Genomic DNA, 21,218 nt, shown 5'->3' with positions numbered 1-21,218 from the left:
TTAACATTGAGAAAACCTATTATCGCAGGAAACTGGAAAATGAATAAAACAGTGGCAGAAGCAAAAGATTTTGTAGCTAATCTTCCTGTACTGCCGGCTAGTGAAGAGGTTGATACAGTCATCTGTGCACCGGCTATCCAATTGGATGCCCTAGTAACAGCTGATGTTAAAAATTTAAATATCGGCGCTCAAAACGCTTATTTTGAAGAAAGCGGTGCGTTTACTGGAGAAACGAGTCCTGCAGCACTTAACGATTTAGGCGTTAAATATGTGGTACTTGGTCATTCAGAACGTCGCCAATATTTTAAGGAAACAGACGAAGATGTGAATAAAAAAGCATTAGCAGTCTTCAAAAATAATATGACTCCGATTATTTGTGTCGGTGAAACTTTAGAAGAACGAGAATCTGATACGGCTGAGCAAGTAGTAGAAAGTCAGGTGTCAGCAGCGCTTAAAGATTTTACTGAAGATCAAGTGAAACAGGCAGTCATCGCCTATGAACCCATCTGGGCAATTGGAACAGGTAAATCTTCTTCTGTTGAAGATGCTGAGCAGATGTGTAAGTTCGTCCGTTCAGTAGTAGAGAAGGACTTTTCAAGCGAAGCAGCGCAGGCTGTAAGAATACAGTATGGTGGCTCTGTAAAACCTGAGAATATCAAGGAGTATATGGCACAGGAAGACATTGACGGCGCTCTAGTTGGAGGGGCTTCACTGGAAGTAGCTTCATTCGTTAAATTGTTAGAAGGTGCAAAGTAATGACCCAACCGACAGCATTAATTATTTTAGACGGCTTTGCATGTCGTGATGAAGTGAAAGGTAATGCGGTTGCTCAAGCGAACAAACCTAATTTTGACCGCTATTATAAAGAATATCCACATAACCAGCTCATTGCATGTGGACTGGACGTCGGACTTCCGGCCGGACAGATGGGGAATTCTGAAGTCGGGCATTTAAACATCGGTGCTGGGCGTGTAGTCTACCAGAGTTTAACCCGCATTAATAAATCGATTGAAGATGGCGATTTCTTTGAAAATGACGTATTAGTTAAAGCAATGAAACATGTGAAAGAAAATAACAGTGCACTTCATCTGATGGGCTTATTATCTGACGGTGGTGTCCATAGTCACTATAAACATCTCTTTGCATTGCTGAAACTTGCTAAAGATCAAGGTGTTAACAAAGTATATGTCCATGCTTTCTTAGATGGTCGTGACGTTGGTCAGGAGACAGCACTTCAGTTCATTGAAGAGACAGAAGCTCAGTTCAAAAACTTAGGTGTCGGTCAGTTTGCCTCTATATCCGGCCGCTACTATGCCATGGACCGCGATAAGCGCTGGGAACGTGAACAGTTAGCTTATGAAGCGATGACTTATGGTATAGGTAAAGAGTTCAAGTCAGCTGCAGAAGGCGTCAAAGCAAGTTACGCTGAAGGTGTGACAGATGAATTTGTTGTTCCGTTTGTTGTAAAAGATTTTGAAGCAGGTTCTGAGAATACCGGTGTCAACGACGGTGATTCTATGATTTTCTTCAACTTCAGACCAGACCGTGCAGCACAGTTATCTGAAGTGTACACTAACGAGGAGTTTGTTGGATTTGAAATGGACAAACGTCTATTGGGAATTAACTTCGTCACTTTCACAAAATATAGTGATAATGTTAAAGCTGAAGTAGTATTTGAAAAAGAAAATCTTGTCAACACTATCGGCGAAGTAGTAGCAGATCAAGGAATGAAGCAGCTCAGAATAGCTGAAACTGAGAAGTTCCCGCATGTCACTTATTTCATGAGCGGCGGTCGTAACAATGAATTTGATGGTGAACGTCGAGTGCTGATTGATTCACCAAAAGTGGCCACTTATGATTTAAAACCAGAGATGAGTGCGTATGAAGTGAAAGATGCACTGATTGCTGAACTGAACAAGGAAGATCTGGATTTAATCCTATTGAATTTTGCTAATCCGGATATGGTTGGTCATAGTGGAATGCTTGAACCGACAATCAAAGCGATTGAAGCAGTGGACGAATGCCTGGGCGCTGTCGTTGACCGTATTCTGGAACTTGGCGGACGTGCCATTATTACAGCTGATCACGGCAACTCAGATGAAGTGGTGACGATGGATGACCATCCGATGACTGCTCATACAACGAATCCTGTACCGGTTATTTTAACGGACAAAGAAGTCACTTTAAGAGACGGTGGCAGATTAGCTGACCTTGCGCCGACCTTGCTTGAACTTTTAGGTGTAGAACAACCGAAAGAAATGACTGGCGAATCACTCATCGCTAAATCTTAAAAGTTGCTATATCGACAACAATCATCAATAATATAAAATGAAAATACATTCAAAGGAGTTTTAACTATGCCAATTATTACAGACGTTTACGCTCGCGAGGTTCTTGATTCTCGTGGGAACCCTACAATTGAAGTGGAAGTACTGACAGAAAGCGGTGCGTTCGGTCGTGCTCTAGTACCTTCTGGTGCTTCTACTGGTGAACATGAAGCGGTTGAATTACGTGACGGTGACAAAGACCGCTATTCAGGTAAAGGTGTAGAAAAAGCTGTTGAAAATGTAAATGAAATTATCGCACCGGAAATCATCGAAGGCGAATTCTCAGTTCTTGAACAAGTTTCAATCGACAAGATGATGATTGCTTTAGACGGTACGCCTAATAAAGGTAAACTGGGTGCTAATGCTATACTTGGTGTTTCTATGGCTGTTGCTCGTGCAGCTGCTGACTATTTAGGCCAGCCTTTATACAAATACTTAGGCGGATTTAACGGCGTTCAGTTACCAGTACCGATGATGAATATTGTTAACGGTGGTTCTCACTCTGACGCGCCTATCGCATTCCAGGAGTTCATGGTATTACCAGTTGGTGCAGAATCTTTCAAAGAAGCATTACGCTGGGGTGCTGAAATCTTCCATAACTTAAAATCTATCCTTAAAGAACGTGGTCTTGAAACTTCAGTCGGTGACGAAGGTGGATTCGCTCCTCGTTTCAAAGGAACTGAAGACGGCGTAGAAACAATTTTAGAAGCCATCAAAAAATCAGGTCTTGAACCAGGAAAAGATGTTTACCTCGGCTTTGACTGTGCAGCTTCTGAATTTTTTGAAGACGGTGTATACAACTATGCGAAGTTCGAAGGAGAAGGCGGCGCGAAACGTTCTTCTGCTGAACAAGTAGACTACTTAGAAGAGTTAGTGAACAAATATCCAATCATCTCTATTGAAGATGGCATGGACGAAAACGACTGGGACGGCTGGAAGATGCTGACTGAGCGCTTAGGAGACAAAGTTCAGCTTGTCGGTGACGACCTGTTCGTTACAAACACTGAAATCCTCGCTCGTGGTATCGAACAAGGTATCGGTAACTCTATCTTGATCAAAGTAAACCAGATTGGTACGCTGACTGAAACGTTTGAAGCGATCGAAATGGCGAAAAAAGCAGGTTACACTGCAGTCGTTTCTCACCGTTCAGGTGAAACAGAAGATACAACAATCGCTGATATCGCTGTTGCGACAAATGCAGGACAAATCAAAACAGGTTCTTTATCAAGAACTGACCGTATCGCAAAATATAACCAGTTACTTCGTATTGAAGACGAGTTGTATGAAACAGCTAAATTTGAAGGACTTAAATCTTTCTATAATTTAAATAAATAATTAATGCTCAGAAGACACGGGACGCCGTGTCTTCTTTTAGTTGTTATTCCTTTTTTTACTGAATCATGTTAAAATAGTAGAAGTGATTATGAGTAGGAGGACCAACCATGCATACATTGTTAATGATACTTTTGGTCATTATTTGTATCGGATTGATTACAGTCGTTTTATTACAAGAGGGTAAGAGTAATGGTTTATCCGGCGCAATCAGCGGTGGTGCTGAAACGTTATTCGGAAAACAAAAGACACGCGGTGTCGAACTGGTACTCCTTCGTACGACAATTGTTTTGTCAGTCTTGTTTTTCTTAATTATGCTGGCATTAACTTATTTCAATTTATAAGACAAAGTCCGGTCACAACCGGACTTTTTTATTTTATTTCCTTGTCAAAAACCATACAATAGAAGTATGTGCAAGTCATAAAGGAGTTAGAAATAATGAAAATTCAATTACCAAAACCATTTTTCTTTGAGGAAGGTGAGCGTGCTGTTTTACTGCTACACGGCTTTACAGGCAATTCCTCGGATGTGAGACAGCTCGGTCGCTTTCTTCAAAAGAAAGGTTATACATCATATGCTCCGCATTATGAAGGCCACGGTGTACCGCCTGAAGAACTGTTAGACTCAAGTCCCCACGTATGGTGGCGCCAAGTGCTCGAAGCTTATGATTTTTTACAGGAAAAAGGGTATAAAGATATAGCGGTTGCTGGTTTGTCACTAGGCGGTGTATTCGCATTGAAACTCAGTCTGTATCGTGACGTAATCGGTGTCGCTACAATGTGCAGTCCGATGCATATCAAGACGACAGGAAATATGTTTGAAAGTGTACTGGACTATGCACGCGAATATAAGAAACGTGAAGGTAAGGATTCTTCTCAAATTGACGCGGAGATGAGCCAGTTTCATCCGACGGCTACTCTTGAGGAATTGCAGCAGACAATAGGTGGTGTCAGAGACTCTGTCGGAGATGTCTATGTACCGCTGTTCGTAGCACAAGGCAAACTGGATACAATGATTAATTCGGAATCAGCTACAATTATATACGAAGAAACATCAAGTGATGACAAAGAAATTCACTGGTACGAGCACTCAGGTCACGTCATTACAATTGATAAGGAAAAAGAACAGTTATTTGATGACTATTATCGTTATCTTGAGTCACTTGACTGGTCTAACTAAGAAGGGGGAAAACCCATGCAAGATTTCAAACAGACAGCACTGGCATTTTTACAGATAAGAAAAAGTGAAGCTGCATCCATCACAGACCTTGAACAAGCGCTGGGATTAACGTCCGCTGATGAATTCAAGGAACTGGTGAAATCACTCGTTGATCTTGAACAGAAAGGTAAGATTAAACGGACTAAGAATGATAAATATATCTTTAATGATCCTAGCAACAATAAAGTAGAAGGAATTTTAAGTCAGAATAAAAAAGGCTTTGCATTTGTCAGGCCGACTGAAGCTGACGTTGAAGATATTTTCATCCCGCCGAATGCCATTAATCAGGCGATGGACGGAGATACGGTTCTTGTTCAGGTTTCTAAAGGCAGAGATGGCAGAGAAGAAGGGGTGGTCAAGGAAATCACCAATCGGGCTATAACTCAAGTCGTAGGTACTTATACAGAAGCAAAGCATTTTGGCTTTGTGCTGCCTGATGATAAACGTCTGACGCAGGATGTCTTCATACCTAAAGGAAAAAACTTAGGAGCAGTTGAAGGCCATAAGGTGCTAGTGGAACTAACAGCCTATCCAGATGGTTCAAGCAACCCGGAAGGCCATGTGACAGCAATTCTCGGTCACAAGAATGATCCGGGAGTCGACATTCTGTCCATCATCTATCAGCACGGTATCAACATAGACTTTGCTCCTGACGCTATTAAAGAAGCGGAGCTTGTTCCTGATGAAATCAGCGAATCGGAAATCGGAGGTCGTCGTGATTTGAGAGACAAACTGACCATTACAATCGACGGTGCAGACGCTAAAGACCTGGATGATGCGATTAGTATTGAACGCAAGGGCGAAAATTTTATTCTGACTGTCAGTATTGCAGATGTCAGTCACTATGTCACTGAGGGATCAGCGCTTAATCGTGAAGCTTATGAACGCGGCACAAGTGTTTATTTAGTAGACCGTGTCATTCCAATGATTCCGCATCGTCTTTCTAACGGTATCTGTTCACTGAATCCACACGCAGATCGATTGACTATGAGCTGTGAAATGGAAATTGATTCATCAGGTAATGTCATTCGTCACGAAATATATGACAGTGTCATTTATTCCGATGAACGGATGACCTATCGTGATGTCAATGCCATACTAGACGGCGATAAAGAACTGCGCAAGAAATATGCACATATTGTGCCAATGATAGAAGATGCCGAGGAGCTAAATAAAATTTTAGTGTCTATGCGTAAGCGTCGCGGTGAAGTAGATTTTGACTTTAAAGAAGCGAAAATCTTGGTGAATGAAGATGGCATACCATATGATGTTGCTATTCGTGAGCGCGGTAAAGGTGAGCGTCTTATTGAATCATTCATGCTTGCAGCGAACGAGACAATAGCAGAACACTTCAGCAAAATGAAAGTCCCTTTCATCTATCGTATTCACGAGGAACCGAAAGCGGATAAGATTAAACGCTTCTTTGAGTTCATCGCGAACTTCGGCATACTCGTTCGTGGGGGTACTGAGAACATTCATCCGAAGACACTGCAGTCAATCGCAAAGGAAATTAAAGGTAAACCTGAAGAGATGGTTATTTCAACGCTCATGCTTCGCAGTATGCAGCAGGCAAAATATTCAGAGCAGTCACTCGGTCACTTCGGATTATCAGCAGAATATTATACACATTTTACCTCACCTATACGTCGTTACCCTGACTTAATCGTCCATCGATTGATCCGCAAGTACTTGATTGAAAAATCAATGGATGATACTGCACAGGAGAAGTGGCAGGAGATGCTCGTAGAAATAAGCGATCATACATCCAAACGTGAACGTCGTGCAGTGGATGCTGAACGTGATACAGATGACCTGAAGAAAGCCGAGTATATGCTGCAGCATGTAGGCGAAGAATTCGAAGGTATTATCTCATCTGTTGCAAACTTTGGTATGTTCGTTGAGCTTGAGAATACAATTGAAGGCATGGTTCATAATACGAACATGACTGATGATTACTACAACTTTGACGAGCGTCAGATGGCACTGATTGGCGAGCGCACGGGCAAAGTATTCCGCATTGGCGATAAAGTGAAAATTAAAGTGCTTAGCGTCAATATTGATGAACGCATGATTGACTTCAGCATCGTCGGCATGGAACCAATACAGGTAGAACGTAAATCACGTGGCACAGTCATACGCACTGAAAAAAAAGGTGGCGGCGATGACCGCAAGTCGCGTGGCAAAGGTCGCGGTAAAGGAAGAAACAACAGCCGTAGTAATAACAGCAATAATACAGGTAATAAAAAGCCATTCTATAAATCAAAAGCCGTGAAGAACACAGGACGTGGCAAGAAGAAATAGAGGTGAAACAAATGCCAAAAGGCGATGGTAAGACACTCGCACAGAACAGAAAAGCGAGTCATGACTATACAATAGAAGAGACGATAGAAGCAGGAATAGAACTGCAGGGAACTGAAATCAAATCCATTAGACGCGGCAGTGCAAACCTTCGGGATTCCTATGCCCGTGTCTATCAAGGCGAAATGTATGTCTATAATATGCATATTGCACCGTACGAAGAAGGAAATCGTTTCAATCACGATCCACTGAGAACACGTAAACTATTACTTAAGCGCAAGCAGATTGATAAACTGTTCGGCCAGACACGAGAACAGGGTTACGCCCTTGTACCGCTTAAACTCTATATCAAGAACGGCTACTGCAAGATGCTGCTTGGTCTTGCTAAAGGTAAGAAGGATTATGATAAACGACATTCGTTAAAAGAAAAAGAAGCAAAGCGGGACATGGACCGTGCTCTGAAAGGGAAATACTAAACGGACTTGCTGTATGATTCATAACAGTTGAATCATACAGAAGAGTTTGTTATATTATAGTATGCTAGTTAAAAATAATAATATTTTATCCAGGGGGCGTTACGGATTCGACAGGGGTCACTTGGGTTGGTATTGCGTGCCGGAGGGTTGTCTTCGTCATCAACACAACAGTTATAATAACTGGCAAAACTAACAACTTCGCAGTAGCTGCCTAATCGCACTCTGCACCTCTCTCAAGCATCGCCTATGTGCCTGATGTAGAGGTTCAACCTTTAGTAGGATACGCTGTTCACTTCCGCCTGGAGTCTGAACAGAAGAGATTAATCGGGCTAGTCATTAAGTAGATTGTCCATTGTCAGCTTAATGGTGAAACTTTAATAATGCGACTACGCACGTAGAAGTATCGATTGCAGGATCTTTGGACGCGGGTTCGACTCCCGCCGTCTCCATACAATTAACCATAACCGTCTGAGGTTATGGTTTTTTATTTTTTCTTAAGCATTTCAGTATATAGATCAATCCATTGGTCAGCAGTCATTTTCTCTGCCAGCTCTCCTATTAAGTCATATGGTATATTTTTAATGTTCGTGAACCGAATACAGCTTTTGCCCATATTGAGCTTAGTCGGTACACGTTTCGCATATTCCTTCTGGAACCAGGTGAGCAGTGATTCATCCGCATAAATACCCATATGGTAAATGGCGATATGTTTTTTCTGTGCAACGACATAGAGAAATGGCAATGGTTTTTCAGGCGTGCAATGATAACCGGGCGGATAAGTAGTTTTTGGCACGACATAGCTGATACCACCGTAATCCTCTGTTTGGTCAAACTCAGCTGGAATATGAGTATCGATTGTGTCAATAAGTTTTGAATAAGCGTCGAGCCTTGCATCATCGACTAAATGAGTATAAGACATTTAACTCCTCCTTGTTCTTTAAAGATATATACTTTTCATTTTCCACTTTACCATCTGCAGTCACTTTATTAAAGCAAGTTCTTCACATATGTTATCCGTTTACATTTATCGATTTAATGGTATATGATTAATGTGACTGGAGGGACGGGTTATGGATAAATGTAATGTATTTCCTAAGATAGTAGTGACTTTAAGTACGAACAATAGTGAATGGGAATCAACAGTTAATCGTCTTTTAGAAAATATATCTTACATTGATATGATAGAATATCGTGCTGATTTATGTGCAGAATTGACGGCGGACGAATATATCAAAGATCTGAAAATGCTGAAAGAGAAGTTTGATGACCTTCCTTTAATCTTCACTTACCGGACAGAGGGTCAGGGTGGTAAAGGAGGGAAAGAACCGCATGCTTATTACGAGCTTATCAAGGAAATACTCGCAGCTGGAGTAATTGATATTATTGATATTGAGCTTCTGTTATATGAAGACTTGATGGATAAATTGATTAAGGATGCTCGGGCGCATGATACACAAGTGCTGATCTCGCATCATGAATTTGAACATACACCGAGCTCCAAGGAACTGATTGCATTATATAACCGGATGCAAGGACTCGGCGCAGATTACAGCAAACTGGCTGTCATGCCTGAAGATGGTCGTGATGTACTGAAGTTATTGTCAGCAGTTTATGAAACAAAGCAGGAATGTGAAAACCACATTGTTGGAATTGCAATGGGAGAACAAGGAAAGCTCAGTCGAATTGCAGGTGGGGCATTCGGTTCATCATTGACATATGGACATATTGGCGAGGAGGCAGCTCCTGGACAGCTGCATGTGAAACAGCTGAAGTCGCTGCTTGAAATCTATCAGTAAATATTTACTTTAAAAGACACCTCTCTTATAATTGATAATAGTTATCAATTGAAAGAGAGGTTTTACTGTGGAATTACAAGAAGCAATCATTAATAGACGCAGCTGTAAACAATATGATCAAGATACAACTGTTGATGATATCATTATAGAAGAAGCGGTGACACTCGCGGCATATGCACCGAATCATGGACTGCGCGAGCCATGGCGAGTCATCTGGATCAAGAAAGATAGATTAGCCGAATTTGCGGCAGTATTTTCTGACCATGCATTTAAAAATGACCTTGAGAAAAAGGCGAAGCAAATTGAGACAATTAGCAAATTAAGTGGATTATTAGTCGTTGTCGGTAACTATGACCGAAGACAGAAGCAGTTTTTAGAAGATGTACTGGCGATTGGGGCATTCATGCAGAATTTATCACTGGTTTTACATGAAGCAGGCGTCGGCAGCTGCATTAAGACACCTGGAGTTTTAACTGCACCGGGGTTTAATGACACGCTCAGTATTGCACCGGATGAAATGATCTACGGTTTCGTTTATTTAACGGATATGTCAGACAACATGCTTACAAAACAACGTAAGAATTTAAACTTATTAACTGAGTGGTAAATTAATAGGTGGACGAAAATGAAGAACTCCTGACTTAGTCAGGAGTTCTGATTATTGACGAATATTTTCTGCGAGGAAAGATTTTACTTCTTCCGGCGTCTTAGCATTTGCTGAGTGTAAATGAGCAGTCTTTTTACCATTTTCAAAAATTAAAAGGCTTGGTATGCCCATCACGTCATTTTCAGTTGCAGCTTCCGGCACTTGGTCACGATTGATTTTGTACCATGTAATGTCATGATATTCATCCACGATTGGATCAATCCAGTTATCCATCTTAGCACAATCTGGGCACCAATCCGCAAAGAACTTAACAATCATCTGTTCATCCTGGTTAATAATTTCCTCAAATTCTGCATACTGGCTTATTGTTCTCATAGTAATGCTCCTCTACATATTTTATTATATTATATACCATTCTATATTAAAGGTTAAACAGTACGCCTAAGAAGTTCGTTGTCGTCTTCGTGAAATATTGATACTATTAACATATAAAGAGAGATGGAGGTTCTTCATGATTAAATTTTTTCAGATTTCCAATTGTTCGACATGTAAGAAAGCAGGACAGTTTCTATCAGAAAATGGTGTGAGTTTTGAGCCGATTAATTTAAAAGAACACACACCGACAGCAGGCGAATTCGATCGTATTGTCAAGCAGACAAACATCGATGTTGATAAGCTGTTCAATCGTCAAGGGACTAAGTTCCGTGAACTAAATCTTAAAGATAAGCTGGAAGACTTCAGTTATGACGAGAAGTTGAATCTTCTGGCATCGGACGGTATGCTCGTAAAACGCCCATTAGCGGTTAATGACAGTAAAATCACTTTGGGATTCAAGGAAGAAGATTACCGCAATACATGGCTGTAAAAAAGATTGAATAAAAATTTATGCTGTGTCATTATTAACATATAAACTTAGAGGAGGGATTTTTGTGGCATCATTAGAAGGATTAAAATTTTCCAAAGACCACGAATGGGTAAAAACTGAAGGGAATATCAATACAATCGGTATTACTGATTTTGCACAATCAGAACTAGGGGATATCGTATTTGTTGAACTTCCGGAAGTAGGTGACGATATTACTGCGGGACAGCCGTTTGGCAGTGTTGAATCTGTTAAGACAGTTTCTGAGTTATATGCACCTATTAGTGGTAAAGTGGTTGAAGTAAACAGCGACCTTGAAGACAGTCCTGAATTTGTTAATGAATCTCCTTATGAAAACGCGTGGATGGTTAAAGTTGAAGCGTCTAATGAAGATGAGTTTAATGAACTGATGGATCAAGCGCAATATGATGAAATGACAAACGCATAAATGGTATAATTTCCTTGATAATATAATTATCAGGGAATTTTTTATAATCGCATAAGAGAAGGTGATGAATGTGGCTATGGTGAGTAAAGTCATCGTTGTTGAAGGTAAATCCGACAAGAAAAAGTTGCAGGAAGTCTTATCTGAACCGGTACATATCATCTGCACCAACGGGACAATGGGTATCTCTAAACTGGACGCCATGCTTGAGGAACTCATCGGCCATAAAGTTTATATTATGACTGATGCCGATAAAGCCGGCAAAACGATCCGCAGCTGGTTTAAGAGACATTTAAGCGAAAGCCGTCATATTTATATCGATCCGAAATATTGCGAAGTGGGTCGGTGTCCTAACGATTATTTAGCGAAAGTGCTGATGAAGCACGAATTTGAAGTGAAAGATGGGAATATAGCACATGAGCATCAAGCAGTATTTGCCTGGCAGTCCGCCTGGTGACACCTATATGATATTCGGTTATACACCGTTATGCGGTACATGCAAAGTCGCGGAACGTATGGTCGATGTGTTGACTGAGCTGATGAAAGCGCCGGTTGTGAAACTTGATATGAACTTTGTTCCACAGTTCGCACAGGACTTTAAAGTAATGAGTGTTCCTGTCTTATTTTTCATAAGAAATGATGAAGTAAAGGCGCAGATTACTAGATTTGAATCTGTGACAAATTTATATGAAATCGTCAATAAAGCATTGACGGAATAAAGTTCATAGTCTATGATTAGAAAATAATTTAATAATTTACTCTTATCAAGAGAGGTGGAGGGATGTGCCCTTTGAAGCCCGGCAACCGTCGTCAGACATGGTGCCAATTCACATGAAGCTTTTGCTTCAGAAGATGAGAGACGATATATTGACGCGTCTTTCTCTTAATTATGGGAAAGACGCTTTATTCGTTTAAAGGAGGTAAGTAATTGATAACATTGCATTCCGTTGTGAAGGAATTTGCAACAAAGAAAGGCACATTGACTGCTGTAGATCACATTGATCTTCAGATCAATGATGGTGAGATTTATGGGGTTATCGGATTTTCCGGTGCCGGGAAAAGTACTTTAATTCGAATGTTCAACGGACTAGAAAAACCAACTGCCGGTGATGTCATTGTCGGCGGAGATCATATAGCGGAACTTAGTATGAAAGACTTGCGGAAGAAACGGCAGAAGATCGGAATGATTTTTCAGCACTTTAACCTGCTCTGGTCACGCACGGTCTTTGATAATATCGCATTCCCTCTTGAAATTGCGGGTGTCCCTAAAGTAGAACGGGAGCAGCGAGTGAACGAATTAATTCGAATGGTTGGATTGACTGGTAGAGAGAAAGCATTCCCGTCTCAGCTATCAGGTGGACAGAAACAGCGTGTCGGTATCGCCCGTGCACTGGCGAATGATCCGACTGTATTGCTTTGTGATGAAGCAACAAGTGCCCTTGACCCTCAGACGACCGATGAAATTCTTGAACTGCTTGTTGATATCAACAGAAAAATCGGACTGACAATCATACTGATCACCCACGAAATGCAGGTCATCCGTAAAATATGTCATAAAGTAGCGGTTATGGAGAATGGACGCGTTGTTGAAGAAGGAGCTGTCCTCAGTGTCTTTGGAAATCCACAGTCCGCTGTCACGCGACGTTTTGTTAAAGATGATTTAAAGGACGTGGAGGTTGAAGCATCTATCAATGAAATATTTGAATCATATCCGACAGGAACAATATTAAGATTAAAGTTCATCGGTTCTACGACAGGTCAACCGATCATCTCGAAAATGATCCGTAAATACAATCTTGATATGAATGTACTTGAAGGACATGTCAATCATACTCAGAACGGTTCTTTCGGTCATTTAATCGTCCATGTTCCGGAGCTTGACGAACGCACTGATGAAATGTTCAAAGAACTTGAACATCATGGAGTGAAAGCGGAGGTGGAACGACATGGATAAAAGCTTCACTCAGATTTTACAGGAGATGTTCAGCTTTAATAATGTCGTGTGGTCGGATGTCTGGATAGCAGTGTACGAAACATTGTTCATGACGATTGTCTCTACATTCTTCACTTTCTTCTTAGGTTTAATTATAGGGACCATCCTTTTTCTGACCTCTAGAAGTAAGTCACCCGGCGCGCGTATCATTTATAGAATCACAGCTTTTTTAGTCAATCTGTTTCGTGCAATTCCGTTTATTATTCTGATAATCCTGCTCATACCGTTCACTAATATTCTCATGAATACTATTAGCGGCGTTAAAGGCGCACTGCCTGCACTTATTATCGGAGCTGCACCGTTCTACGCGAGACTCGTTGAAATCGGTATGAAAGAAATTGACAAAGGTGTCATTGAAGCAGCGGAAGCCATGGGTGCCACGCGCTGGACATTGATCACTAAAGTGCTGCTCCGAGAATCGATGCCGGCCCTTGTGTCAGGGATCACAGTGACTGCCATCGCGTTAGTCGGTTCTACTGCTATCGCCGGTGTCATCGGAGCAGGGGGTCTAGGGAATTTAGCATATCTCGTTGGCTTCACACGCAGTCAGAACGACGTGATTTTAGTATCTACTGTTTTAATTCTTATCATTGTTTTTGCGATTCAGTTCATCGGTGATACGATCACAAGACGTATCGATAAACGCTAACTATATTATAAAGGGAGTTATCACATGAAAAAATTATCAGCTTTCGTCATTACATTACTATTTGCCGTTCTATTAACAGCTTGCGGGTCTTCAGACAGCAGCAAGTCAAGTGATACAAAAAAAGAAGATAAAACGATTACAGTCGGTGCATCACCTGCACCTCACGCTGAAATTCTGGAGAAAGCAAAACCGATTCTAAAAAAAGAAGGCTATGATCTGAAAATTAAAATCATCAATGACTATACAACGCCTAACCGTTTGTTAACAGAAGGTGAATTAGATGCAAACTATTTCCAGCACACGCCTTACCTTGATACAGAGAAAAAATCTAAAGGCTACAAAATCGAGTCTGCCGGCAATGTTCATATTGAACCGATGGCGGTCTATTCAAAAAAATATAAATCCTTAAAAGATTTACCAAACGGCGCAGAAGTATTTGTTTCTAACAACCCGGCAGAAGAAGGTCGTTTCTTATCATTCTTCACGAAAGCTGGACTGATTGAACTAAAAAAAGGAACAAATCCAGTGAAAGCGACATTCAAAGATATCGTAAAAAATGACAAAAACATTAAATTTAACAACAAGCAGGCAGCAGAATTTTTATCTAAAACTTACCAGAACAATGAAGGCGCTGCCGTCATCATCAATGCCAATGTTGCTTTAGCTAATAAAATTAACCCTGTCAAAGATTCAATCGTTCTAGAAGATAAAGACACTCCATACGCGAACTTAATCGCAGTACAGGAAGGTCATAAAGATGATGCTAAAATTAAAGCATTGGTCAAAGCGCTTCAGTCTGATGACATCGTAAAATTTATTAATGATAAATACAAAGGATCGGTTATACCGGCAAAATAAAAAACTGCAGACATGATGTCTGCAGTTTTTTAGCTTTTCTCAACAGCTTTTAAATCTTCCCATTTATAAAGGTTTTTCTTGATGAGTTCGCGTTCCTTTTCACTGATTTTATCATCAGGACGTCCGCCTTTTGGGTAGAACTTCCGATTTTTAGTATCTTTGAAAACCGGGCGGTCATTTGACAGTACGTAAGCAGCAAGGTCAGATGCCTGCTGTTTAGTCAGGGAGCCTGGATTGTTGTAAGGCATGTAGTTATAGATGAAGTCATACATTTTTGAGAATCGGCTCAAGCCTGCGCCATCATTGAATGATCCGTCTCCCCATAATGCTGGTCCAGCTTGAGGAGCATATTCTGAAGAATTACCGTGACACGTAATGCAGTTACTGCGGGAAAACTGTGCTTCTCCTCGTTTAACGTCAGGTACGGGAATATCTTTAATTACTAATTTTTGCGCAGATCTTTTATACTTATCTTTTGGACTGATGAATTCAAGATAGGCGATAATCGATTTCATTTCTTTGCTGTCTTCAGCCAGCGCTTTCCCGTTCATACTTCTTTCGAAACAGCCGTTGACACGTTCAGCGAGTGTCGTCATCCTTCCTTCACGATCGCGATATTGTGGAAAAGCATTAGCTACGCCAACAAGCTTTAATGCCTGTCCTGTACCAGCTCCGGCGTGGCAGCTTGTACATGATAGTTTATTGCCGACATGTTCAGGAAGGATACTGTTTGTAGAAGTCATAATATCACTGCCTTCCCGTATAAGCTTTCCTTTTTTAGTATTAGGGTCAACGCTTGATACAGAAATATCGTCCCCTTTATTGTAATCATCCAGCTGTTCTTTTGGACTATTACATGCTGCCAGCAAAACTGTAGTGCCTAAACATAAAAAAGCCAATTGTTTCTTCATCGTACTCCCCCTTATTTGTTAATTATAAATATCCTTAAACTATTTTATGTAAACCTGGAATTCCTCATTATATGAACGGTATAAACTAATTAATGTATCATCATTCTCAATTAAGTTATAATAATAAGTATAGTTCTTCGAACAGTCTTTGACCGTAGATTAAAATTATTATAAACTAATAGAGATGAAAATTTATATATATATCTGGAGGGAATACACATGGCATCAGTTTTAGAAATTAAAGATCTGCACGTTTCAATTGAAGATAAAGAAATATTGAAAGGTGTAAATCTGACAATCAAGCAGGGAGAAATCCATGCAATCATGGGACCGAATGGTACAGGTAAATCTACTTTATCTTCTGCAATTATGGGTCACCCGAAATATATCGTTACTCAAGGCGAAGTATTACTTGATGGTGAAAATGTTCTTGAGATGGAAGTTGATGAAAGAGCACAGGCTGGATTATTCCTTGCAATGCAGTATCCTTCAGAAATTTCAGGTGTGACAAATGCTGATTTCTTACGTTCAGCGATCAACTCCCGTCGCGAAGAAGGACAGGAAATCAATTTGATGCAGTTCATCAAAAAATTAGATAAACAGATGGAATTTCTTGAGATGGACCTTGATATGGCACAGCGTTATTTAAACGAAGGTTTCTCAGGCGGTGAGAAAAAACGTAATGAAATTCTTCAATTAATGATGTTGGAACCTAAATTTGCTATTCTTGATGAAATCGACTCAGGACTTGATATCGATGCTCTTAAAGTAGTTTCTAAAGGAATTAACCAGATGCGCGGAGAAAACTTCGGCTGCTTAATCATTACTCACTATCAGCGTTTACTGAACTACATCACGCCGGACTATGTTCACGTCATGATGCAGGGCCGCGTTGTTAAATCAGGTGGAGAAGAGTTAGCACAACGTCTTGAAGCTGAAGGTTACGACTGGATTAAGCAGGAATTAAATATTGAAGACGAAACTGTTAACGCTGAATAATATCTGATTATACACGAGGAGGATTTTGAAATGAGTCAAACGTTTGACGTGAACCTGGAAATCATTCAGGAATTTTCACAATCAAAAAAAGAACCTTCATGGATGACAGCTGTCCGTGGAGATGCATTCAGTCGCTTAAACACGATTGAAATGCCTAAACCAGATAAAACAAAATTAGATAAATGGGATTTTTATTCCATTAAACATACTGTGATTGACAGCGAAACATACTCTTCTACAGATGCGCTTCCTGATGAAGTGAAGAAAGTTGTAGATATTGAGTCAGTGGACAATCTATATGTGCAGTACAATAACACGCCGGCATTTATTAAAGTGGATCCAAAACTTGAGGCTCAAGGGGTCATTATCAAAAATATCCATACGGCGATGGCTGAACATAGTGATTTAGTTCAGCAGTACTTCATGGCTGAAGCGGTTAAAGTTGACGAACACCGTCTAACAGCACTCCATGCCGCTCTTCTTAACGGTGGATTATTTGTCTACGTGCCTAAAAATGTTGTAATAGAGTCACCTATTCAAATGGTGGTACTACATGATAATGAGGAAGTAAACTTATTCAATCATGTGCTGATAGTTGCTGATGAAAGCTCTGAAGTGACTTATGTTGAGAACTATATTTCAACGATTCCGTCGTCTAAAGGTCAGCTGAACTTAATTTCAGAAGTTATCGCTAAAGATAACTCAAAAATTACTTACGGCACAGTTGATTTCCTCTGCAAGGGGTTGACTGGGCATGTTATCCGTCGAGGTGTTGCTGCACAGGATGCGGTAATTGACTGGGCACTTGGCTTAATGAACGATGGTGACACTATTAACGATAATACGACGTACTTGATGGGTGATAATTCCGCGAGTGATTTGAAAATCGTTGTTGTTGGACGTGGAAAACAGAAACTGAACTTTACAACACAGATCATTCAGTATGGTAAGAACTCTGTCGGTCATATTTTGAAACATGGTGTGATGAAAGACTCCGCATCATCTATTTTCAATGGTATAGGTTATATTAAGCATGGTGCTACGAAAGCAGATGCTCAGCAGGAATCACGTGTTCTTATGCTGTCAGAGAAATCGCGTGGAGACGCTAATCCAATTCTATTGATTGATGAAGATGACGTGACAGCAGGTCACGCTGCTTCAGCTGGACGTGTAGATCCGATGCAGCTGTTCTACTTGATGAGCCGCGGTATTTCTAAACAGGAAGCAGAGCGTTTAGTCATTCATGGATTCCTTGCTCCTGTCGTTAACGTACTGCCGATTGAAGCAGTTAAACGTCAATTGACGGAAGTCATCGAGCAGAAAGTGACAAGTAAGAACTAGAGTTAAAAGAAAGGTCCTGATAATATGACCGGTTTAGATGTAAAAAAAGTCAGAGCTGACTTTCCTATATTAAATGAACAGGTGAACGGACAACCACTTGTTTATCTGGATTCATCTGCATCAAGCCAGAAGCCGCAGGTTGTCATAGATACAATCAGCAAGTACTATGAATCCATGAATGCTAATGTTCACCGAGGTGTTCATACGCTCGGTACAAGAGCAACAGACGGATATGAGAAAGCACGAGAAGCGGTGCGTAGATTTATCAATGCGCAGTATTTTGAAGAAATCATCTTCACACGAGGTACAACGACAGCTCTCAATCTCGTTGCTCATAGCTATGGCGATATGGTTGTGAATGAAGGTGATGAAATTGTCATCACTGAAATGGAACATCACGCGAATCTTGTTCCTTGGCAGATGCTTGCAAAACGCCGTAACGCTGTACTGAAATATATTCCACTTCAACCTGACGGCACATTATTGATGAAAGATGTTGAAACTGCTATAACTGATAGAACGAAGATAGTTTCAGTAGCTCATGTATCAAATGTTTTAGGGACAATCAACGACATTAATGCAATTGCAGCTATAGCGCATAGTCACGGGGCGGTCATGGTCGCTGACGGTGCACAGGCAGTACCGCATATGACAGTAGATGTTCAGGCACTTGATGTTGACTTCTATGCTTTCAGCGGCCACAAAATGGTAGGGCCAACAGGAATTGGTGTGCTTTACGGATGCCGTAAACTGTTGAATCAGATGGAACCGATTGAATTTGGCGGGGATATGATTGATTTTGTCGGTCTTCAGGATTCAACATGGACAGAGCTGCCTGTCAAATTTGAGGCAGGTACACCACTGATCGCAGAAGCAATCGGTCTCCATGCAGCTATTGAATATCTGGAGTCACTTGGCATGGACAATGTGTTAGAATATGAACATGAACTGACGCATTATGCTTATGATAAAATGTCTGAAATTGAAGGACTCGAGATATATGGTCCTGGACCAACAGAGAGAGCAGGGCTCATCACATTTAACCTTGAAGGGGTTCATCCACATGACCTTGCTACTGCACTTGATGCAGACGGTATCGCTATACGTGCTGGACATCACTGTGCACAACCATTGATGAAATGGCTGAATCAGTCTTCCACTGCGCGTGCCAGTTTCTATATTTACAACACTAAGGAAGAAGTGGATGTAATGATAGAAAGCCTTAAGAAGACAAAGGAGTTTTTCAGTTATGAGTTTTAATAATCTCGATCAACTATATCGCTCTGTCATCATGGACCATTATAAAAATCCGCGAAATAAAGGGATTATTGAAGATGGCACTATGACAATTGACATGAACAATCCGACTTGTGGAGACCGTATCCGCTTGACATTGAACATGGAAGGTGACACGATTCAGGACGCTAAGTTCGAAGGTGAAGGATGTTCCATCTCTATGTCCAGTGCATCAATGATGACGCAGGCGATCAAAGGTCATACAATAGAAGAAGCGATGCACATGAGTAAAGAATTCAGCCAGATGATGCTCGGAGAAGATTATGAAATCAGTGAAGATATGGGTGACATTGAATCACTGTCAGGGGTTGCAAAATTTCCTGCCCGGATTAAATGTGCAACACTTGCCTGGAAAGCACTAGAAAAAGGAACACGAGAAGAAGAATAAGGAGTGAATCAAATGGCTAAAAAAGCACCAGATGTTGGCGATTATAAATATGGCTTCCACGATAAAGACGTATCGATTTTCCGTTCAGAGCGTGGCCTGACAGAAGATATCGTAAAAGAAATTTCAAAGATGAAAGAAGAACCTCAGTGGATGCTCGACTTCCGTCTTAAATCATTAAAACAGTTCTACAAAATGCCTATGCCGATGTGGGGTGGCGATCTGTCAGAGCTAAACTTTGACGAAATCACTTACTACGTTAAACCATCTGAGCATACAGAACGTTCATGGGATGAGGTACCTGAAGAAATCAAACAGACATTCGATAAATTAGGTATCCCTGAAGCAGAACAGAAATATCTTGCAGGTGTCTCTGCTCAGTACGAATCTGAAGTGGTCTATCATAATATGCAGGAAGATTTAGAAGAACAAGGTATTATCTTCAAAGATACTGACTCTGCCTTAAGAGAGAACGAAGACTTGTTCAAAGAGTACTTCGCTTCAGTCATTCCACCGGCAGACAACAAATTTGCTGCACTGAACTCAGCGGTATGGTCAGGTGGTTCATTCATCTATGTACCGAAAAACGTAAAGCTTGAAACACCTCTGCAGGCTTACTTCCGTATCAACTCAGAGAACATGGGTCAGTTTGAACGTACACTGATTATCGTTGACGAAGGTGCAAGTGTGCACTACGTCGAAGGCTGTACAGCACCTGTCTACACAACGAATTCACTGCATTCGGCAGTCGTCGAGATCATTGTTAAGAAAGATGCTTACTGTCGTTATACAACGATTCAGAACTGGGCGAATAACGTTTATAACTTAGTGACTAAACGTACTTTCGTCTATGAGAACGGTACGATGGAATGGATTGATGGCAACATCGGTTCTAAATTGACGATGAAATATCCAGCGTGTTATTTACTTGGTGAAGGTGCACGTGGTATGACATTATCTATTGCACTTGCTGGTAAAGGACAAGTTCAGGATGCCGGTGCGAAGATGATGCACATGGCACCGAACACATCGTCTACTATCGTTTCAAAATCAATCTCTAAACAAGGTGGTAAAGTGGTCTACCGGGGTATCGTACACTTTGGTCGTAAAGCTGAAGGCGCACGATCAAACATTGAGTGTGATACGTTGATTATGGACAATGCATCTACATCAGACACAATTCCTTATAATGAAGTGATGAATGATAACATTTCTTTAGAACACGAAGCGAAAGTTTCTAAAGTCTCTGAAGAACAGTTATTCTATTTGATGAGTCGCGGTATCTCAGAAGAAGAAGCGACAGAAATGATCGTTATGGGCTTCATCGAACCATTCACAAAAGAATTACCGATGGAGTATGCAGTAGAAATGAACCGTCTCATTAAATTTGAGATGGAAGGATCTATCGGATAATATGAGAAATG

At 40.8% G+C, this 21,218-nt stretch carries 24 protein-coding genes, 1 other RNA gene and 1 riboswitch; of the genes, 22 read left to right on the top strand and 3 right to left on the bottom strand.

Features of this window, described 5'->3' with window-relative positions:
• Positions 1-6: 6 nt before the first annotated feature.
• From tpiA to ssrA, 8 genes are all read left to right on the top strand, one after another.
• The gene (gene tpiA / locus ERX29_RS02935) at positions 7-756 is read left to right on the top strand and encodes a triose-phosphate isomerase (protein WP_133443191.1); all 750 of its coding nucleotides are present in this window, start codon (positions 7-9) and stop codon (positions 754-756) included.
• A complete protein-coding gene (gene gpmI, locus ERX29_RS02930; RefSeq protein ID WP_133443190.1) occupies positions 756-2,291 on the top strand; it encodes a 2,3-bisphosphoglycerate-independent phosphoglycerate mutase in 1,536 nt (511 codons plus the stop codon). The genes tpiA and gpmI overlap by 1 nt, the downstream gene beginning before the upstream one ends.
• Before the next feature lie 66 nt (positions 2,292-2,357).
• Positions 2,358-3,662 carry a surface-displayed alpha-enolase gene (gene eno / locus ERX29_RS02925; RefSeq protein ID WP_133443189.1) on the top strand — a complete coding sequence of 435 codons (1,305 nt, stop codon included), beginning with the start codon at positions 2,358-2,360 and terminating at the stop codon, positions 3,660-3,662.
• 107 nt (positions 3,663-3,769) lie between these two features.
• Positions 3,770-4,003, top strand: coding sequence for a preprotein translocase subunit SecG (gene secG / locus ERX29_RS02920; RefSeq protein WP_133443188.1), 234 nt, complete (start codon positions 3,770-3,772; stop codon positions 4,001-4,003).
• Positions 4,004-4,098: 95 nt separating this feature from the next.
• Complete coding sequence (locus ERX29_RS02915; protein ID WP_133443187.1) at positions 4,099-4,839, top strand: alpha/beta hydrolase; 741 nt, start codon at positions 4,099-4,101, stop codon at positions 4,837-4,839.
• Between the two features lie 15 nt (positions 4,840-4,854).
• Complete coding sequence (rnr, locus tag ERX29_RS02910; RefSeq protein WP_133443186.1) at positions 4,855-7,179, top strand: ribonuclease R; 2,325 nt, start codon at positions 4,855-4,857, stop codon at positions 7,177-7,179.
• An 11-nt stretch (positions 7,180-7,190) separates the two neighbouring features.
• Entirely contained in the window at positions 7,191-7,652 is a 462-nt protein-coding gene (smpB, locus tag ERX29_RS02905) for an SsrA-binding protein SmpB (RefSeq protein WP_133443185.1), read from the top strand.
• 92 nt (positions 7,653-7,744) lie between these two features.
• Positions 7,745-8,104, top strand: a transfer-messenger RNA (tmRNA) gene (gene ssrA, locus ERX29_RS02900).
• Positions 8,105-8,136: 32 nt separating this feature from the next.
• Here the strand turns inward: ssrA and ERX29_RS02895 are convergent.
• On the bottom strand, positions 8,137-8,571 hold the full coding sequence (locus tag ERX29_RS02895) for a DUF1801 domain-containing protein (RefSeq protein ID WP_133443184.1): 435 nt from the start codon (positions 8,569-8,571) through the stop codon (positions 8,137-8,139).
• A 151-nt stretch (positions 8,572-8,722) separates the two neighbouring features.
• On the opposite strand from ERX29_RS02895, the gene aroD reads away from it, so the two are divergent.
• Positions 8,723-9,448, top strand: a complete 726-nt coding sequence (gene aroD / locus ERX29_RS02890) for a type I 3-dehydroquinate dehydratase (RefSeq protein WP_133443183.1) — start codon at positions 8,723-8,725, stop codon at positions 9,446-9,448.
• Positions 9,449-9,515: 67 nt separating this feature from the next.
• Positions 9,516-10,055 carry a nitroreductase family protein gene (locus tag ERX29_RS02885; protein WP_133443182.1) on the top strand — a complete coding sequence of 180 codons (540 nt, stop codon included), beginning with the start codon at positions 9,516-9,518 and terminating at the stop codon, positions 10,053-10,055.
• Positions 10,056-10,106: 51 nt separating this feature from the next.
• Here ERX29_RS02885 and ERX29_RS02880 read toward each other — a convergent pair whose 3' ends face one another.
• Positions 10,107-10,430 (bottom strand): thioredoxin family protein, encoded by a 324-nt coding sequence (locus ERX29_RS02880; protein WP_133443181.1) that lies wholly within the window; start codon positions 10,428-10,430, stop codon positions 10,107-10,109.
• Positions 10,431-10,566: 136 nt separating this feature from the next.
• Here ERX29_RS02880 and ERX29_RS02875 point away from each other — a divergent pair, with 136 nt between their 5' ends.
• The 7 genes from ERX29_RS02875 (at position 10,567) to ERX29_RS02845 (ending at position 14,862) form a co-directional block, all read left to right on the top strand.
• Positions 10,567-10,920 (top strand): Spx/MgsR family RNA polymerase-binding regulatory protein, encoded by a 354-nt coding sequence (locus ERX29_RS02875; RefSeq protein ID WP_133443180.1) that lies wholly within the window; start codon positions 10,567-10,569, stop codon positions 10,918-10,920.
• Between the two features lie 64 nt (positions 10,921-10,984).
• The gene (gene gcvH, locus ERX29_RS02870; RefSeq protein WP_133443179.1) at positions 10,985-11,365 is read left to right on the top strand and encodes a glycine cleavage system protein GcvH; all 381 of its coding nucleotides are present in this window, start codon (positions 10,985-10,987) and stop codon (positions 11,363-11,365) included.
• Between the two features lie 70 nt (positions 11,366-11,435).
• Positions 11,436-11,819 (top strand): toprim domain-containing protein, encoded by a 384-nt coding sequence (locus ERX29_RS02865; RefSeq protein ID WP_133443247.1) that lies wholly within the window; start codon positions 11,436-11,438, stop codon positions 11,817-11,819.
• Positions 11,779-12,081, top strand: coding sequence for a thioredoxin family protein (locus tag ERX29_RS02860; RefSeq protein WP_133443178.1), 303 nt, complete (start codon positions 11,779-11,781; stop codon positions 12,079-12,081). The genes ERX29_RS02865 and ERX29_RS02860 overlap by 41 nt, the downstream gene beginning before the upstream one ends.
• Positions 12,082-12,120: 39 nt before the next feature.
• Positions 12,121-12,221: riboswitch (SAM riboswitch) on the top strand.
• 69 nt (positions 12,222-12,290) lie between these two features.
• On the top strand, positions 12,291-13,316 hold the full coding sequence (locus ERX29_RS02855; RefSeq protein ID WP_133443177.1) for a methionine ABC transporter ATP-binding protein: 1,026 nt from the start codon (positions 12,291-12,293) through the stop codon (positions 13,314-13,316).
• Positions 13,309-14,004, top strand: a complete 696-nt coding sequence (locus ERX29_RS02850; protein ID WP_133443176.1) for a methionine ABC transporter permease — start codon at positions 13,309-13,311, stop codon at positions 14,002-14,004. The genes ERX29_RS02855 and ERX29_RS02850 overlap by 8 nt, the downstream gene beginning before the upstream one ends.
• 24 nt (positions 14,005-14,028) lie before the next feature.
• Positions 14,029-14,862 (top strand): MetQ/NlpA family ABC transporter substrate-binding protein, encoded by an 834-nt coding sequence (locus ERX29_RS02845; RefSeq protein ID WP_133443175.1) that lies wholly within the window; start codon positions 14,029-14,031, stop codon positions 14,860-14,862.
• Between the two features lie 29 nt (positions 14,863-14,891).
• On the opposite strand, the gene ERX29_RS02840 is transcribed toward ERX29_RS02845, so the two are convergent.
• Positions 14,892-15,773, bottom strand: a complete 882-nt coding sequence (locus tag ERX29_RS02840) for a c-type cytochrome (protein ID WP_133443174.1) — start codon at positions 15,771-15,773, stop codon at positions 14,892-14,894.
• A 219-nt stretch (positions 15,774-15,992) separates the two neighbouring features.
• Between ERX29_RS02840 and sufC the strand changes: the two genes are divergently transcribed.
• From sufC to sufB, 5 genes are read left to right on the top strand one after another with little or no spacing between them, the layout of a single operon-like run.
• A complete protein-coding gene (gene sufC / locus ERX29_RS02835) occupies positions 15,993-16,772 on the top strand; it encodes a Fe-S cluster assembly ATPase SufC (protein ID WP_133443173.1) in 780 nt (259 codons plus the stop codon).
• A 30-nt stretch (positions 16,773-16,802) separates the two neighbouring features.
• A complete protein-coding gene (sufD, locus tag ERX29_RS02830; RefSeq protein WP_133443172.1) occupies positions 16,803-18,113 on the top strand; it encodes a Fe-S cluster assembly protein SufD in 1,311 nt (436 codons plus the stop codon).
• A 24-nt stretch (positions 18,114-18,137) separates the two neighbouring features.
• Positions 18,138-19,373, top strand: a complete 1,236-nt coding sequence (locus ERX29_RS02825; protein ID WP_133443171.1) for a cysteine desulfurase — start codon at positions 18,138-18,140, stop codon at positions 19,371-19,373.
• Positions 19,363-19,797 (top strand): Fe-S cluster assembly sulfur transfer protein SufU, encoded by a 435-nt coding sequence (gene sufU / locus ERX29_RS02820; protein ID WP_133443170.1) that lies wholly within the window; start codon positions 19,363-19,365, stop codon positions 19,795-19,797. The genes ERX29_RS02825 and sufU overlap by 11 nt, the downstream gene beginning before the upstream one ends.
• Positions 19,798-19,809: 12 nt before the next feature.
• Complete coding sequence (sufB, locus tag ERX29_RS02815) at positions 19,810-21,207, top strand: Fe-S cluster assembly protein SufB (RefSeq protein WP_133443169.1); 1,398 nt, start codon at positions 19,810-19,812, stop codon at positions 21,205-21,207.
• Positions 21,208-21,218 lie beyond the last annotated feature (11 nt).

This window comes from Macrococcus lamae, assembly GCF_004359545.1.
Classification (GTDB): Bacteria; Bacillota; Bacilli; order Staphylococcales; family Staphylococcaceae; genus Macrococcus; species Macrococcus lamae.
The sequence above is the reverse complement of the archived record's forward strand: the minus strand, read 5'-3'. Positions and strand labels throughout refer to the sequence as shown.